Genomic DNA, 14,962 nt, shown 5'->3' with positions numbered 1-14,962 from the left:
GAATGTCCGAAGCGATCCTGCAACTGGACGCGGGCACTCTGTCGCGGCGCATCGCCGCGCGCGAAGTCTCCTGTCGCGAGCTGATGCAGGCCAGCCTCGGGCGCATCGCGCGGCTCAATCCGCTGCACAACGCGATCGTGTCGCTGCGCCCGTCGGAACAGTTGCTGGCCGAGGCGGATGCGCGCGACGCGGCGCTCGCGCGCGGCGAGCCGGCGGGATGGATGCAGGGCTTCCCGGTCGCGGTCAAGGACCTGAGCGACGCCGAAGGCCTGCCGACCAGCAAGGGCTCGCCGGCCGTGGGCCTGCGCGTCGCGAAGTCGGACGCGCTGTTCGTGCAGCGCATGAAGAAGGCCGGCGCGATCGTGATCGGCAAGACCAACACGCCGGAGTTCGGCCTCGGCTCGCACACCTTCAACCCGGTGTTCGGGCTCACGCGCAATCCGTGGGATCCGTCCAGGTCGGCCGGGGGCAGCAGCGGTGGCGCCGCCGTCGCGGTGGCGCTGGAGATGCTGCCGGTGGCCGACGGCAGCGACACCGGAGGCTCGCTGCGCAACCCGGCGGCCTTCAACAACATCGTGGGCTTCCGGCCCACCTGGGGCCGCGTGCCCGCGGTGCCGGCGGAAGAGTCCTTCTTCGCCCACCTCAACACGGCGGGCCCGATGGGGCGCACGACCGAAGACGTGGCGCGCCTGTTCTGCACGATGGCGGGCTGGGACCCGCGCGCGCCCCTGTCGCTGGACGCGCCGCTGCCCGATCCCCTTGCCGCGGACCCGATCGCCCGCGAGCCCGGCAAGCGCATCGGCTGGCTGGGCAGCATCTGGCCCGACCTGCCGCTGGAGCCGGGCATCGCGCAGCTGTGCGAATCCGCCCTGCGCAAGCTGCAGGCGGCCGGCTACGAAGTCGAGCCCTGCACGCTGGACATCCCCCGCGACCTCAACTGGAGCGCCTGGCTGCGCCTGCGCCAGATGCTCACGGCGGGCGGCCTGCGCGGCCTCTACGCCGACCCGCGCACGCGGGCGCTGATGAAGCCGGAGGCGCGCTGGGAGGTGGAGCAGAGCCTGCAGCTTTCCGGCGAGCAGGTCTTCGAAGCCTCCGTGCAGCGCACCGCCGTCTACCACGCGTTCCGCCAGCTGTTCGAGCGCTACGACTACGTCGCCGCGCCGAGCGCGCAGGTGTTCCCCTTCGACGCCGCGCTGCACTGGCCGAAGTCCATCGCCGGCGTCGCCATGGACACCTACCACCGCTGGATGGAGATCGTCACGCCCTTCACGCTGGCCTCGCTGCCGGTCGTGAGCGTGCCGGTGGGCTTCGGCGCCGCGGGCCTGCCGATGGGACTGCAGCTCGCCGGCCCGGCGCGCGCGGACCTGCGCGTGCTGGCGCTGGCCCGCGCCTTCGAGGCGATCGCCCCATGGTCGACGAAGCGGCCGCCGGCGCTGGCAACGGCCTGAGCGGGGATAGCGGGGATCCGCGCTTCGCTGCCGATGCGATGCTGGGGCGGCTCGCGCGCTGGCTGCGCGTGCTGGGCTACGACACCTTCTACGACATCGCCGTCGCCGACCCGGTGCTGGTGCGGCTGGCGGAGCAGGAGCAGCGCCTGCTGCTCACGCGCGACCGCCACCTGCTGCGCGAGCTGCGCCCGGCCCGCGCGCTGGAAGTGCGGCAGAACGATCCCCTGCAGCAGCTGGCCGGACTGGTGCTGGAACTGCGCCTGCCCCCTCCGCCCGAGCTCTTCACGCGCTGCCTGCTGTGCAACGCGGCCCTGCAGGCGATGGATCCCGCCGAGGCGCGCCCGCTGCTGCCCGAGGGTGCACGGGACCTGCCCGGCCCGGTGCGCCGCTGCCCCGTGTGCGGCCGGCTGTACTGGGATGGCTCGCACGTGCGCCGCATGCGCGCGGCGATCGAGCGGGTGCTTCCCGGGTGGATCGCGGGCTGACCCGCGGAGCTGCCGCGGGCCCGCGCTGGATGGCCCAGCGCGAAAGCGACCCGCTGGCCTGCGCTGCTTCGGCACAATCGTCTCCCGGAATCAACGAGGAGACATGCAATGAACAAGCGCGAGCTGTTGCGCACCGGTGCCTTCGCATGCGCCGCCTTCGCCCTGGCAGGCGCCGGCCAGGCCCAGGACTTCCCGCCGAAGAAGCCCGTCACCATGGTGGTCGGTTTCGCGCCCGGCGGCGCGGCCGATGCCGCCGCCCGCCTGATCGCCAAGAAGCTGGGCGACAACATCGGCCAGAGCGTGGTGGTGGACAACAAGGCCGGCGCGGGCGGCAACATCGCCCACCAGCTGGTGGCCAACGGGCCCGCCGACGGCTCGATGATCCTCCTCGGCTCCATCGGCCCGCTGACGATCGCCCCGCACATGATGAAGGTGGGCTACGACCCGTTCAAGGATCTCGCGCCCCTCTCCGGCGGCGTCAACTTCCCGAACGTGCTGGTGGTCAATGCGAATTCGGGGATCAAGTCCGTGGCCGACTTCGTGGCCCTGGCGCGCAAGGAGGCGGGCAGCGTCACCTTTGCGTCGACCGGCCCCGGCTCTGCCTCGCACCTCACGGGCGAGCTGTTCGCGCAGCAGGCCAAGGTCGAAATGACCCACGTGCCGTACAAGGGCGGCTCGGCGGCGATGCCGGACCTGCTGGCCGGCCGCTTCACCGCCTACTTCGCGGCGCCGCCCACCGCGCTGCCGCACATCGAGTCGGGCAAGCTCACGCCGCTGGCGACCACCGGGCTCGCGCGGCCGGCCTACATGCCCAACGTGCCGACGGTCGCGGAGTCCGGCTACCCCGGCTTCGAGGCGCTGAACTGGTATGCCTTCGTCGCGTCCGCGAAGACGCCCGCGCCGCTCCTCGACCGCTGGAACCAGGAGATCGTGAAGGTGCTGAACGATGCCTCGATCCGCGAGCAGCTCCTGAAGCACGGCCTCACGCCGCAGCCCACCACGCGGGCGGAGCTGGGCGACTTCATTCGCAAGGAATCGGCCAAGTGGGGCGCCATCGTGCGCGACCGCAAGATCACGGGCGAGTGAGGCTCAAGCGGCGGCCGGCGGCTGCGGCACCATCACCCGCAATGCGCCGGGGCGGATGCGGTAGTGCAGCGGCGTGTCCATCATGGTGATCTCGCCATCGGTGGCAACGCGCATGCGCGGATCGCTGGTGCTGATCACGAAGCCGGCGCCGGTCACGACCTCGAAATCCCCGGCCTGGTCCAGCCGCTTGAGCAGGGCGCGCAGTGCCAGCTGGACCAGCGCCAGCCGGCCGCTCCGCCGGCCCATGTAGAGTACGAGCTCGCCGCCCTGCAGGCTCTCGCGCTCGCCGATGCCGAAGCCCTCCATCGTGTAGCGGTTGTTGCCGACGAAGACGAAGGGCGTGCGTCGCGCCTGGGCCCCGTCCTCCGATTCGATGCGCACCGCGATCCGGTGCGGGCGCTGGGTGGCGTGCAGGCTGGCGCTCGCGAGCGCCCGCCACTTGCCCTTGCCCAGCCGCATGCGCTGCCGCTCCCGCTCGCGCACGATCTCGGGGTAGAGGCCGAGGCTGGAGTTGTTGATGAAGATCCGGCCGTTCACCTCGCCCACGTCCACCGCCAGCTCGCGGCCGCCGGCGATGGTGCGGACCGCGTCTTCCAGTTCCAGCGGGATGCCGAGGTCCTTGGCGAAATGGTTCAGGGTGCCCAGCGGCAGCACTCCCTGCACGCCCTCGGTGCCGGCCAGGTGGGAAGCCACCGCGGCCTGGGTGCCGTCGCCGCCGCCGGCGACCACCAGCCGCGTGCCCGCGGCGCGCGCGCGGTCCATGGCGGAGCGGAAGTCCTCGTCCGCGCGCGCGAGCACCACCTCGGCTTCCATCCCGCTGCGGGCGAACAGGCCGGCGATCTCCTCGCCGCGCTCCGGCCCGCAACCGGTGCCGGAGCGAGCGTTCAGCAGGACGAGTGCGCGGGTGCGCGCCTGGGCGGAGCTGTCCATGGGCGATGGAGCATACCCACAGACGGCCCATGCGGGGTCGACCCCTTCCTTCCGAAGGCGGACGAAAGTAGCATCTCCCCGCCTTTTCCACGACAGGAGACAACATGAAGAGATCGGCCTTCCTGGGCTGCGGCGTGCTGGCCGCGGCAGGCGTCCTGTGGGGTTGTTCCAGCATGCCCGGCATGGGCCCCAGCTGGACCACGCTGATCGACGGCGAGCGCGGGCTGGAGAACTTCGACCGCATCGGCGAGGCGAACTGGCGACCGGAGCAGGGCGCCATCGTGGCCGACCGCGGCGCCGGCGGTTACCTGGTGTCGAAGCAGACCTGGCGCGACTTCGCCCTGCGGGCCGAGTTCTGGGCCGACACCACCACCAACAGCGGCATCTTCATCCGCGCCACCGACCCGAAGAAGATCGAGGCCGCCAGCTCCTACGAAGTGAACATCTTCGACCAGCGCCCGGATCCCACCTACGGCACCGGTGCCATCGTCAACGTCGCCAAGGTCGTGCCCATGCCCAAGGCGGGCGGACAGTGGAACGTCTACGAGGTCACCGCGCAGGGCTCGCGCCTGGTCGTGAAGCTCAACGGCGTGCAGACGGTCGACGTGCAGGACGGCAAGTTCCCGCAGGGCTACATCGCGCTGCAGTACGGCGCGGGGGCCAACAACGCCCCGGGCGGGCCGATCAAGTGGCGAAAGGTGCAGGTGCGCGCGCTCTAGCGAAGTGCGGCTGGATCACCAGCTCGATCACCACGTCCTCCACCAGGGCCTGCAGCAGGCGCGGCTCGCCCGAGCGCAGCTGGCATTCGATGACCAGGCGGCGGCGCCCCATCCAGCGGGTGTCGACGTTGTCGCAGGAGCCGACGAACACCAGCTGCGGCTGCAGGCTGCGCAGCAGCGCCCAGCGGCCGCGCACGAACACGCCGGAGCTCTGGGGCGCGAGCAGGGGGCTCTCCGGCAGGCTGCGCACCTCGGCCACGTAGGCTTCGTCCGGCGCGGGCGCGGACGGCTGCGCCAGCGGATGGCCGTGCCGCCACGCGATCTCGCGCACCAGCAGGGCGAGCACGAGCAGGAGCGGCAACAGGCCGAGGAAGATCAGGGTGCGGAGCTTCACGACCCCGGATTCTCGGCGATCCGGGCGCCCCGCTGGGATCGCCCGCCTAATGCGGCCCGCTGGCTTCGTCGAGCAGCGCCACCGTGGCCGCATCGAGCCGCAGCTCCGCGGCCTTCGCCAGTTCCTCCAGCTGGGCCAGCGAGGTCGCGCTCGCGATCGGCGAGGTGACGGCCGGCTGCGCCATCGCCCAGGCGATCGCCACCTGCCCCGGTGTGCCGCCGCTGCGTTCGGCGGCCTCGTCCAGCGCCCGCACGATGCGCTGCCCGCGCGCATCGAGGTACTTCTGCACCACCATCCGGCCGCGCGGGCTCCTGGAAGCGTCCTCGGGGCTGCGGTACTTGCCGGTGAGGAAGCCCGCGGCCAGCGCGTAGTAGTTGATGACGCCGACGTGCTCGCGCCGGCACAGGCCCTGCAGGTCCTCCTCGAAGTCGAAGCGGTCGTAGAGGTTGTACAGGGGCTGCAGGCTCTCGTAGCGCGGCAGGCCGAGCCGCGCGCTGGCCTCCAGCGCGGCGTGCAGGCGCGGTGCCGTGTAGTTCGACGCGCCGATCGCGCGCACCTTGCCTTCGGCGACGAGCTTGCCGAAGGCCTCCAGCGTCGCTTCGAGCGGGGTCGACTCGTCGTCGCGGTGCGCCTGGTACAGGTCGATGCATTCCACGTGCAGCCGTCGCAGCGAGGCCTCCACCGCCTCGCGGATGCGCTCCGGCTTCAGGCCGATGCGGCCGTCGCCCATGTCGTTGCCGACCTTGGTGGCGATCACCAGCTTGCTGCGCCGGCCGCCCTGGCGGATCCAGCGGCCGATCACGCCCTCGGATTCGCCGCCCGCGTGGCCGGGGACCCAGCGCGAATAGACATCGGCGGTGTCGACGAAGTTGAAGCCCGCGTCGACCCAGGCATCGAGCAGCGAGAAGGAGGTGCGTTCGTCGGCGGTCCAGCCGAACACGTTGCCGCCGAAGCACAGGGGCGAGACCTGCAGCTCCGAGCGGCCGAGGGGGCGGTAGTCCATCGCTTGATCCTTTGCTGCGTTCACACGCCGCCGTGCGGGTGCGTGGGATCGACCCACAGCACCTGCTCCGGCTTTTCGACCGGCTCGATGTCCAGGTTGATCGCGACGGCCTGCCCGTCGCTGCGGCACAGGACGCACTCGAGCACCTCGGTGGAGCTGGCGTTGATCTCCTGGTGCGGCACGTAGGGCGGCACGTAGATGAAGTCGCCGGGTCCGGCCTCGGCGGTGAATTCGAGCTGCTCGCCCCAGCGCATGCGCGCGCGGCCCTTCACCACGTAGATCACGCTTTCGAGGTGGCCGTGGTGGTGCGCGCCGGTCTTCGCGTTCGGGTGGATGGTGACCGTGCCGGCCCACAGCTTCTGCGCGCCGACGCGCGCGAAATCGATCGCGGCCTTGCGGTCCATGCCCGGCGTGGAGGGCACGTTGGGGTCGAGCTGGTTGCCCGGGATGACGCGCACGCCATCGTGCTTCCACTTCGGCGCGCCGTGGTCGTGCGGGGGAGGGGCGGTCATGGGGCGGCAGCGTACAACGGGCGGTCCCGGGCTTCAAGGCGGCTCGCGCACAATGCGGCGATGACCGGAACCGACCTGCCGCTGCTGGACGCCGAAGGCTTGCGCCGCCTCGCGGCCGCGCTGCCGCAACAGCCGTGCCGCGCCTGCGCGGCCATTCGCGCGCCGGGCTGGGAGTCCCTGCCGGCTTCGCTCGATCGCGACCGGCTGCGCAAGGTGGCGAGCCTGCGGCAGCCGCAGGTCGAGGATCCCACGCTCGAGGAACACCACCCGGACGGCACGCATGGCTGGTCGCCGGACGCGCCGATCGCGCCGGCCTTCTTTCCCTACAACCGTTGCGACGTGTGGCAATGCGTGCAGTGCGGACGCGCCTTCCTGCGCTACACGGAATACGGCGGCTACTACGTGGAAGAGCGCATCCGCGAACTGCGCCCGCGACTCATCGTCGCGGCTTGAACCGCATCGCATCGCAGCGCTGCGCTTGCGCGCTGTAGTCGCGGGCTGACAACCACCGGCACATGCCTCCTACTGCTGGGGCAGGGGGCTTCGCCGTTTCCTAGAAGGGAAGTACCCAATGACCTCTGGAAAGGAAATGGAACCATGAAGAAGGACCTGATCGGACTGGCCGCTGCCCTCTGTCTCTGCTTCGCCGGAAGCGCCTTCGCCGCGGACAACGCCGCGATGAGCAAGGATGCGCACAAGGCCGCCAAGGACAAGATCGAGGCGCAGTACAAGGCCGACAAGGCCGCCTGCGACGGCATGAACGGCAATGCGAAGGATCTCTGCAAGGCCGACGCCAAGGGCAAGGAGAAGGTCGCCAAGGCCGAACTGGAATCGCAGTACCTGCCCAGCCCGAAGGCGGACGAGAAGGTGAAGCTGGCGAAGGCCGATGCCGCCTACGACGTCGCCAAGGAAAAGTGCGACGACATGAAGGGTAACGCCAAGGACGTCTGCAAGAAGGACGCGAAGGCGGCGCACGAGGCCGCCAAGGGCCACGCCAAGGCCGACATGAAGGCGGCGCAGAAGGGCGCGAACTCGCCCGCTGCCGCCGAGGAACGCAAGGAAGCCGCGAAGGACACGACCGACGCGCAATACGCCGCCGCCAAGGAGCGTTGCGAAGCCCTCAAGGGCGATACGAAGGACAAGTGCGTGGCCGACGCGAAGAAGAAGTTCAACAAGTCCTGAGAGAGGGGCGGCCGGGGCGGGCCGCGTCAGGACCGGGCTGGCGGGCAGGAGGGGTCCTCCCTGCCAGCTCACCATGGGGCAGGAAAGGTCCGGCGCTGCCGGACCTTTCCGCTATGGCAGGCCGACGCCCCGCAGGTAGGCGTCGATCGCCTTGCTGCCGCCGGATTCGAGGTCGAAGCCTTCCGGGTCGAGCAGCCAGTTCTGGATCAGGCCGTCGACCAGCGCGTGCAGGCCCTGTGCCGCGACGCTCGCGGGGATGTCCAGGCGCACGCCGCGCAGCTCCGCGCTCTTCAGGAGCGCCTGCCGGAACTGCCCCACGACGCGGTCGCGCGTGTGCCGGTGGCGTTCGCGCACGGCGCAGAGGCTGTCCACGTACTCGACCTTGTGGGTGGCGACCTCGAAGACGCGGCGCGTCTGGGGGTCGGACACGGTCTGGCGCAGGGCCGAGCGCAAGGCTTTCTTCAGCCGCGGCAGCGGATCCTCGCCGGGCGCCTGCTGCACCGATTCCAGTGCGCACTGCAGGGGCATCACGACCCGGTCCATCATTGCGTTGAACAGGTCGGCCTTGTCGCGGAAATGCCAGTAGATGGCGCCGCGCGTGGTGCCGGCCTCCAGCGCGATGTCGTTGAGCGAGGTTCCGGCCACCCCCTGGGCGAGGAACACGCGCTCGGCCGCATCCAGCAGGCTGTTGCGGGTGGCGAGGGCGTCTTCCTTGGAGCGGCGGACCATGACCCCCCGGAATATACATGCAAGCCTGTATGTATACTCGCGACTTGCGCCGGTCTGCCCCGAGCAACCGCCTCCTCCTTCCATCCTCACACCGAACACGAACCATGGCAGCCCGCACGCCGCAGGTCCTTGCGTCCCTTCTCATCCTGCTCGTGCTGACCGGCTGCGGCCAGGGCACGGGCTCGCCCGCGCCGGCCGCGGGAGGCGGTGCGCCGCCGCCGCCGGAAGTCGGCGTGGTCACCGTCGCCACCGGCGAGGTCGGCCTGGTGACCGAACTGCCCGGCCGCCTCGAGCCCGCGCGCGTGGCGCAGGTGCGTGCCCGCGCCGCCGGCATCGTGCAGTCGCGCCTGTTCCGCGAAGGCAGCGACGTGCGCGCCGGCCAGGTGCTGTACCGCATCGACCCGGGTCCGTATGCCGCCGCCCACCAGAGCGCGCGGGCCGCGCTCGCCAAGGCCGAGGCCAATTTCGTGCAGGCCAGCGCCCTGGCGCAACGCTACAAGCCGCTGGCGGAAGCCAACGCCATCAGCAAGCAGGAGTACGCCAATGCCGTCGCGGCCGAGAAGACCGCCGAGGCCGACATCGCGTCCGCGCGCGCCGCGGTGCGCACGGCCGAAATCAACCTGGGCTACGCCTCGGTCACGGCGCCGATCTCCGGCCGCATCGGCCGCTCGCTCGTCACCGAAGGGGCGCTGGTGGGGCAGGGCGAGGCCACGCCGCTGGCGGTGATCCAGCAGATCGATCCGCTGTTCGTGAACTTCACGCAGTCGGTTTCCGAGGTGATGAACCTGCGCCGCTCGCTGGAGCAGGGCCGCCTCAAGCGCGCCGGCGCCGAGGGCGCGCAGGTGCGCGTGGTGCTGGAAGACGGCACCGAGCATCCGCAGCCCGGGCGGCTGCTGTTCGCCGACCTGAGCGTGGACCAGAACACCGGCCAGGTGACGCTGCGCGCCGAGGTGCCCAACCCGCGCGCCATGCTGCTGCCCGGCATGTACGTGCGCGTGAAGGTGGAGCAGGCCAAGGCGCAGCACGCGATGCTGCTGCCGCAGCAGGCCGTGACGCGCTCGCCGCAGGGCGACACCGTGATGGTGGTGGCCGCCAGCGGCCAGGTGGCGCCGCGCACGATCAAGATCGGCGGCTCGCAGAACGGCCAGTGGGTCGTGCTGGAGGGCCTGCAGCCCGGCGAGCAGGTGATGGTGGACGGCTTCCAGAAGCTGCGTCCCGGCGCGCCGGTGAAACCGGTGCCCTGGGCCGCGACGCCGGTTCCGGCCGGCTCCGCCGCCCCCGCGAAACCGGCCGCGTCCGCGGCGGCGGTCCCGGCATCCGCCGCCGCCTCGCAGGCCGCCGCCCGCAGCTGAGGACAGCCGCATGTCCAGGTTCTTCATCGACCGCCCCATCTTCGCGTGGGTGATCGCGCTGTTCCTGCTGGTGATCGGCGGGGTCTCCATCACCAAGCTGCCGATCGCGCAGTACCCGCCGGTGGCGCCGCCGTCCATCGTGCTGACCGCCGTCTATCCGGGCGCTTCCGCGCAGACGCTGGAGGAAAGCGTCATCAGCGTGGTCGAGCAGGAAATGAACGGCTCGCCCGGCCTGATCTACATGGAGTCGGTCACGCAGGCCAACGGCGTCGGCCAGATCACCATCAGCTTCGAGCCCGGCACCAACCCCGACCTGGCGCAGGTCGACGTGCAGAACCGGCTGGCGCGCGCGACGCCGCGCCTCCCCGCGGCCGTGACGCAGCAGGGCGTGCGGGTGGAGAAGGCCCGCTCCAACTTCCTGCTGTTCACGACCCTGTCCTCCGACGACCCGAACTTCACGCCGGTGGACCTGGGCGACTACGCCTCGCGCGCGGTGCTGCCCGAGCTGCAGCGCATCCCCGGCGTGGGCCAGGCGCAGCTGTTCGGCACCGAGGCCGCGATGCGCGTCTGGATCGACCCGGAGAAGCTGGTGGGCTACAACCTGTCCACCAGCGAGGTCAACAACGCGATCCGCGCGCAGAACGCGCAGGTCTCGGCCGGCACCATCGGCGACCTGCCCAACGTGCCGGGGCAGTCGGTCGCCGCGACCATCGTGGTGCCGGGCCAGCTCACCACGCCGGAGCAGTTCGGCAACATCGTGCTGCGCTCCACCCCGGAGGGCTCGACGGTGCGGCTGAAGGACGTCGCCCGCGTGGAGCTCAACGCCCAGACCTTCGCGAGTTCCGCCCGCCTGAACGGCAAGCCCTCCACCGGCATCGGCGTGCAGCTTTCGCCCACCGGCAACGCGCTGGCCACGGCCGACGCGGTGCGCAAGCGCATGACCGAGCTGGCGCCGTACTTCCCGCGCGGCATGAAATGGGACATTCCGTACGACAGCTCGCGCTTCGTGCGCATCTCGATTAAGCAGGTGGTCGAGACGCTGCTGGAAGCCGTGGTGCTGGTGTTCCTGGTGATGTTCCTGTTCCTGCAGAACTGGCGCTACACGATCATCCCGACCCTGGTGGTGCCGGTGGCCCTGCTGGGGACCTTCGGCGCGCTGCTGGCACTGGGCTTCTCGATCAACGTGCTGACCATGTTCGGCATGGTGCTGGTGATCGGCATCGTGGTGGACGACGCCATCGTGGTGGTGGAGAACGTCGAGCGCATCATGAGCCACGAGGGCCTGACGCCGCGCGAGGCCACGCGCAAGGCCATGAGCCAGATCCAGGGCGCCATCGTCGGCGTGACGGTGGTGCTGATCTCGGTGTTCGTGCCGCTGGCCTTCTTCGCCGGCTCCACCGGCAACATCTACCGGCAGTTCGCCGCCGTGATGGTGGCCTCGATCGCGTGCTCGGCCTTCATGGCGCTGTCGCTCACGCCGGCCCTGTGCGCGACCCTGCTGAAGCAGGTGAGCGCCGGCCACCACGAGGAAAAGCGCGGCTTCTTCGGCGCCTTCAACCGCGTGTTCCGGCGCACCGCCAAGGGCTACGAGAGCTTCGTCGCGCGCATCCTGCGTCGCGCCGCCCGCTACCTGGTCATCTACGCCGCGATCGCGGGGGTCGCTGCGCTGATCTACACGCGCCTGCCCACGTCCTTCCTGCCGCAGGAGGACCAGGGCTACATCATCGTCAACGTGCAGCTGCCCCCTGGCGCCACGCTGGAGCGCACGCGCAGCGTGATGCAGCAGGTGGAGGACTTCATCCTCAAGCAGCCCGAGGTGCAGAGCATGGTGGGCGTGCTGGGCTTCTCCTTCTCGGGGCAGGGCCAGAACGCGGCGCTCGCCTTCGTGACGCTGAAGGACTGGCACGAGCGCCAGGGCGAGGAGCATTCGGCCGGCGCCGTCGCGGGGCGCGCCTTCGGGGCCCTGTCGCGCATCCGCGATGCCTTCATCTTCCCCCTGAGCCCGCCGCCCATCCCCGAACTGGGCGTCGCCTCCGGCTTCACCTTCCGCCTGCAGGACCGCGGCGGCAACGGCCACGAGGCCCTGGTCGCCGCCCGCAACCAGCTGCTGGGGATGGCCGCCCAGAGCAAGGTGCTGGCGCAGGTGCGCCCCGACGGCCTCGAAGATGCGCCGCAGCTGCAGGTGGACATCGACCGCGACAAGGCGCAGGCGCTGGGCGTGAGCTTCGAGTCGATCAACGCGGGTCTCTCCACCGCGCTGGGCTCGGCCTACATCAACGACTTCCCGAACCGCGGCCGCCTCCAGCGGGTGGTGGTGCAGGCCGACGCGCCTTCGCGGATGCAGCCGGAGGACCTGCTGCGCCTGAACGTGATGTCCAACACCGGCAAGGCGGTGCCCATGGCCTCCTTCGCCACCACGCGCTGGATCACGGGCGCCATGCAGGCGGTGCGCTACAACGGCTATCCGGCGATGCGCATCTCGGGCGCGCCGGCACCGGGCTACAGCACCGGCGCGGCGATGGCGGAGATGGAACGGCTGGCGGCGCAACTGCCGTCCGGCTTCGCCTACGAGTGGACCGGCCAGTCGCGCGAGGAAAAGCAGGCCGGCGCGCAGGCGCTGATCCTCTACGGCTTCGCCATCCTGTCGGTGTTCCTGTGCCTCGCGGCGCTGTACGAGAGCTGGTCGATCCCGCTCGCGGTGATCCTGGTGGTGCCGCTGGGCGTGCTGGGCGTGCTGCTCGCGACGCTGCTGCGCGGATACGCGAACGACGTGTACTTCCAGGTGGGCCTGATCACGATCATCGGCCTGTCGGCCAAGAACGCCATCCTGATCATCGAATTCGCCAAGGACCTGCAGGCCCAGGGCAAGAACGTGATCGAGGCGGCGCTGGCGGCGGCGCACCTGCGCTTCCGCCCCATCATCATGACCTCCATGGCCTTCGGCCTCGGCGTGCTGCCGCTGGCCATCGCCAGCGGTGCCGGCTCCGCGAGCCAGCGTGCCATCGGCACCGGCGTGCTGGGCGGCATGCTCACCGGCACCGGCCTGGCGGTGTTCTTCGTTCCCGTCTTCTTCGTGGTGGTGCGCGGCTTCTTCCAGGGCAGCGAACGCCAGCGCAAGCTGTACCGGCATGAACTGGGCGATCGCGAGATCCCCGCCGGCGCCACCGCGGGGGACCAGATATGAAACCGATGAAGAAACTGAGCGCGCTCACCGCGGCCCTCGTGCTGGCCGGCTGCTCCCAGATGCCGCAGTACGAGCGCCCCGCGGCGCCCGTGCCGGGTGCGTTTCCCTATCCGTCGGCGCAGGAGGGCACGCCGGCCATCGACCTGCGCTGGGAGCAGTACTTCACCGACGCGCGCCTGCGCTCGCTGATCGCCTCCGCCCTGCGTAACAACCGCGACCTGCGCATCGCGGTGCTGAACATCGCGCAGGCGCGGGCGCAGTACGACATCCGCAACGCGGACAAGTACCCCACGGTGGCGTTCAACGCCAGCGCCGCGCGCCAGCCCAGCTTCATCAACAACGCACCGCAGCAGACGACCCTGTACCAGGCCAACCTTGCGTTCAGTGCGTGGGAGCTGGATTTCTTCGGCCGCATCGCCAGCCTGAGCGAATCCGCGCTGCAGCAGTTCCTCGCCACCGAGGAAGGGCGCAATGCCGCGCAGATGAGCCTGGTGGCGAACGTGGCCGCGACCTGGCTGAACCTCGCCGCCGACGAGGAACTGCTGGCGCTCACCGAGCAGACGCTGCAGACGCGCGCGCAGTCCATGGACCTGATGAAGCTGCGCTTCGAGCAGGGCGTCTCCTCTGAGATCGACTTCCGCCTCGCGCAATCCTTGTACGAGACGGCGCGCGCGAGCCTGGCCCAGTTCCAGCGCCAGCGGGCCATCGACCTCAATACGCTGGCCCTGCTGGTCGGCGAGCCGATGGATCCGCGCTTCGAGGTCCAGGTCACGACCGCCAGCGTCGACCTGCCCGACGTGCCGGCCGGCCTCCCTTCGGAAGTGCTGGTGCGGCGTCCCGACGTGCAGCAGGCCGAGCACCTGCTGATGTCCGCCAACGCGGACATCGGGGCGGCCCGCGCGGCCTTCTTCCCGCGCATCACGCTGACCGCGGGCGTCGGGACGGCGAGCGCCGACCTCGGCGGCCTGTTCAAGGGCAGCGCCTGGGGCTACACGGTGATCCCCTCGCTGGCGCAGACCGTGTTCGACGCCGGCCGCAACCGCGCGAACCTGGCCGCCACCGAGGTGTCGCGCGACATCGCCGTGGCGCAGTACGAGCGCGCGATCCAGCAGGCCTTCCGCGAGGTGGCCGATGCGCTGGCGGGCCGGGCCACGTACAGCGAGCAGGTGCGGGCGCAGGCCGCGGTGGTGGATGCGGAGAGCGTGCGCTTCCGGCTCGCGGGGCTGCGCTACCAGAACGGCGTGGCGAGCACGCTGGACCTGCTGGATGCGCAGAGGTCGCTCTTCTCGGCGCAGCAGGACCTGGTGCGCGTCCGGCTGGGACGGCTGCAGAACCAGGTGCAGCTGTACCGTTCGCTGGGCGGCGGCTGGAACCCCTGACCGTCAGTAGCGCGTGCGCCGCGGCAGCGTCGCGAGCGCGCGCAGCCAATGGCCGAAGCGCGACTGGGCGATGGAGGAGAGCAGCGAAATGGCGAGCATCTTTTCCGTCCTGGAGATCGTTCGATTGAGGAAGCGATCTTCGGGCGGGGGCGACGCCCCGCTCGTCGGTGCGACGCGGCGATTCGCGTCGCACCTCTTCCGACGCGCGTAGGAGCGGTCGGGCGAATTCTGGCGGCGCGCCGCGTCAGGGAGCGCTCTGGGCCGGGACCTGGTGGTAGACGCTGGTGATGGCGTAACCCTTTTCGGCGATCTGGGCGCGAGGATTGTCGATCTCGTACGGGTGCAGGTGTTCCTGCGTCTCGTCCACGTCCACCGCGAGCTGGCGCACGTGCCAGTCGACGTTGTCCGCTTCCGGGGGGATGTCCTGTCCCTGCGGGACGATGAGGTAGCTGAACTTCTGCTGGGCTTCCTCGCGCCGGTAGATGTCGACTTTCATCGGTACAGGTCCTTTCGGGGGGTGGGCTACGGGCTCATTCTGGTAGGCGGCCATCCCGGCCGG

Annotated in this window: 15 protein-coding genes; 9 read left to right on the top strand and 6 right to left on the bottom strand. The window is 70.6% G+C overall.

All coding sequences use genetic code 11. The annotated features are described in order from the left end of the window. Positions 1-2: 2 nt before the first annotated feature. The 3 genes from JJ685_RS25515 (at position 3) to JJ685_RS25505 (ending at position 3,019) form a co-directional block, all read left to right on the top strand. On the top strand, positions 3-1,448 hold the full coding sequence (locus JJ685_RS25515) for an amidase (protein WP_201677187.1): 1,446 nt from the start codon (positions 3-5) through the stop codon (positions 1,446-1,448). Beyond that, positions 1,409-1,933: a Mut7-C RNAse domain-containing protein gene (locus JJ685_RS25510; RefSeq protein WP_201677186.1), complete on the top strand. Its 525-nt coding sequence runs from the start codon at positions 1,409-1,411 to the stop codon at positions 1,931-1,933. Before JJ685_RS25515 ends, JJ685_RS25510 begins: the two co-directional genes overlap by 40 nt. A gap of 108 nt (positions 1,934-2,041) precedes the next feature. Then, on the top strand, positions 2,042-3,019 hold the full coding sequence (locus tag JJ685_RS25505; RefSeq protein WP_201677185.1) for a Bug family tripartite tricarboxylate transporter substrate binding protein: 978 nt from the start codon (positions 2,042-2,044) through the stop codon (positions 3,017-3,019). 3 nt (positions 3,020-3,022) lie between these two features. Here JJ685_RS25505 and JJ685_RS25500 read toward each other — a convergent pair whose 3' ends face one another. After that, on the bottom strand, positions 3,023-3,949 hold the full coding sequence (locus JJ685_RS25500) for a diacylglycerol/lipid kinase family protein (RefSeq protein WP_201677184.1): 927 nt from the start codon (positions 3,947-3,949) through the stop codon (positions 3,023-3,025). A gap of 104 nt (positions 3,950-4,053) precedes the next feature. Between JJ685_RS25500 and JJ685_RS25495 the strand changes: the two genes are divergently transcribed. Beyond that, positions 4,054-4,668, top strand: coding sequence for a 3-keto-disaccharide hydrolase (locus tag JJ685_RS25495; protein ID WP_201677183.1), 615 nt, complete (start codon positions 4,054-4,056; stop codon positions 4,666-4,668). Here the strand turns inward: JJ685_RS25495 and JJ685_RS25490 are convergent. Genes JJ685_RS25490 through JJ685_RS25480 form a run of 3 tightly spaced genes read right to left on the bottom strand, consistent with a single transcriptional unit; the run spans position 4,634 to position 6,577 of the window. Further along, positions 4,634-5,062 (bottom strand): hypothetical protein, encoded by a 429-nt coding sequence (locus JJ685_RS25490; RefSeq protein WP_201677182.1) that lies wholly within the window; start codon positions 5,060-5,062, stop codon positions 4,634-4,636. The genes JJ685_RS25495 and JJ685_RS25490 overlap by 35 nt on opposite strands. Positions 5,063-5,108: 46 nt before the next feature. Continuing rightward, entirely contained in the window at positions 5,109-6,065 is a 957-nt protein-coding gene (locus JJ685_RS25485; RefSeq protein ID WP_201677181.1) for an aldo/keto reductase, read from the bottom strand. A gap of 20 nt (positions 6,066-6,085) precedes the next feature. After that, entirely contained in the window at positions 6,086-6,577 is a 492-nt protein-coding gene (locus JJ685_RS25480) for a cupin domain-containing protein (RefSeq protein WP_201677180.1), read from the bottom strand. Positions 6,578-6,637: 60 nt separating this feature from the next. Here JJ685_RS25480 and JJ685_RS25475 point away from each other — a divergent pair, with 60 nt between their 5' ends. Further along, positions 6,638-7,030, top strand: coding sequence for a hypothetical protein (locus JJ685_RS25475; protein WP_201677179.1), 393 nt, complete (start codon positions 6,638-6,640; stop codon positions 7,028-7,030). 144 nt (positions 7,031-7,174) lie between these two features. Continuing rightward, positions 7,175-7,759 (top strand): hypothetical protein, encoded by a 585-nt coding sequence (locus JJ685_RS25470; RefSeq protein WP_201677178.1) that lies wholly within the window; start codon positions 7,175-7,177, stop codon positions 7,757-7,759. Between the two features lie 111 nt (positions 7,760-7,870). Here JJ685_RS25470 and JJ685_RS25465 read toward each other — a convergent pair whose 3' ends face one another. Continuing rightward, complete coding sequence (locus tag JJ685_RS25465; protein ID WP_201677177.1) at positions 7,871-8,488, bottom strand: TetR family transcriptional regulator; 618 nt, start codon at positions 8,486-8,488, stop codon at positions 7,871-7,873. Positions 8,489-8,592: 104 nt separating this feature from the next. Here JJ685_RS25465 and JJ685_RS25460 point away from each other — a divergent pair, with 104 nt between their 5' ends. Genes JJ685_RS25460 through JJ685_RS25450 form a run of 3 tightly spaced genes read left to right on the top strand, consistent with a single transcriptional unit; the run spans position 8,593 to position 14,403 of the window. Beyond that, positions 8,593-9,840 carry an efflux RND transporter periplasmic adaptor subunit gene (locus tag JJ685_RS25460; RefSeq protein ID WP_201677176.1) on the top strand — a complete coding sequence of 416 codons (1,248 nt, stop codon included), beginning with the start codon at positions 8,593-8,595 and terminating at the stop codon, positions 9,838-9,840. Positions 9,841-9,850: 10 nt separating this feature from the next. After that, positions 9,851-13,024, top strand: coding sequence for an efflux RND transporter permease subunit (locus tag JJ685_RS25455; protein WP_201677175.1), 3,174 nt, complete (start codon positions 9,851-9,853; stop codon positions 13,022-13,024). Positions 13,025-13,029: 5 nt separating this feature from the next. Continuing rightward, positions 13,030-14,403 carry an efflux transporter outer membrane subunit gene (locus JJ685_RS25450; RefSeq protein WP_201677174.1) on the top strand — a complete coding sequence of 458 codons (1,374 nt, stop codon included), beginning with the start codon at positions 13,030-13,032 and terminating at the stop codon, positions 14,401-14,403. 244 nt (positions 14,404-14,647) lie between these two features. On the opposite strand, the gene JJ685_RS25445 is transcribed toward JJ685_RS25450, so the two are convergent. Then, on the bottom strand, positions 14,648-14,899 hold the full coding sequence (locus JJ685_RS25445; protein ID WP_201677173.1) for a DUF6139 family protein: 252 nt from the start codon (positions 14,897-14,899) through the stop codon (positions 14,648-14,650). Between the last annotated feature and the right edge of the window lie 63 nt (positions 14,900-14,962).

The organism is Ramlibacter monticola (assembly GCF_016722785.1).
GTDB classification, from domain to species: domain Bacteria; phylum Pseudomonadota; class Gammaproteobacteria; order Burkholderiales; family Burkholderiaceae_C; genus Ramlibacter; species Ramlibacter monticola.
Note: the sequence above shows the minus strand (reverse complement) of the source record. Positions and strands in the feature narration are given on the sequence as shown.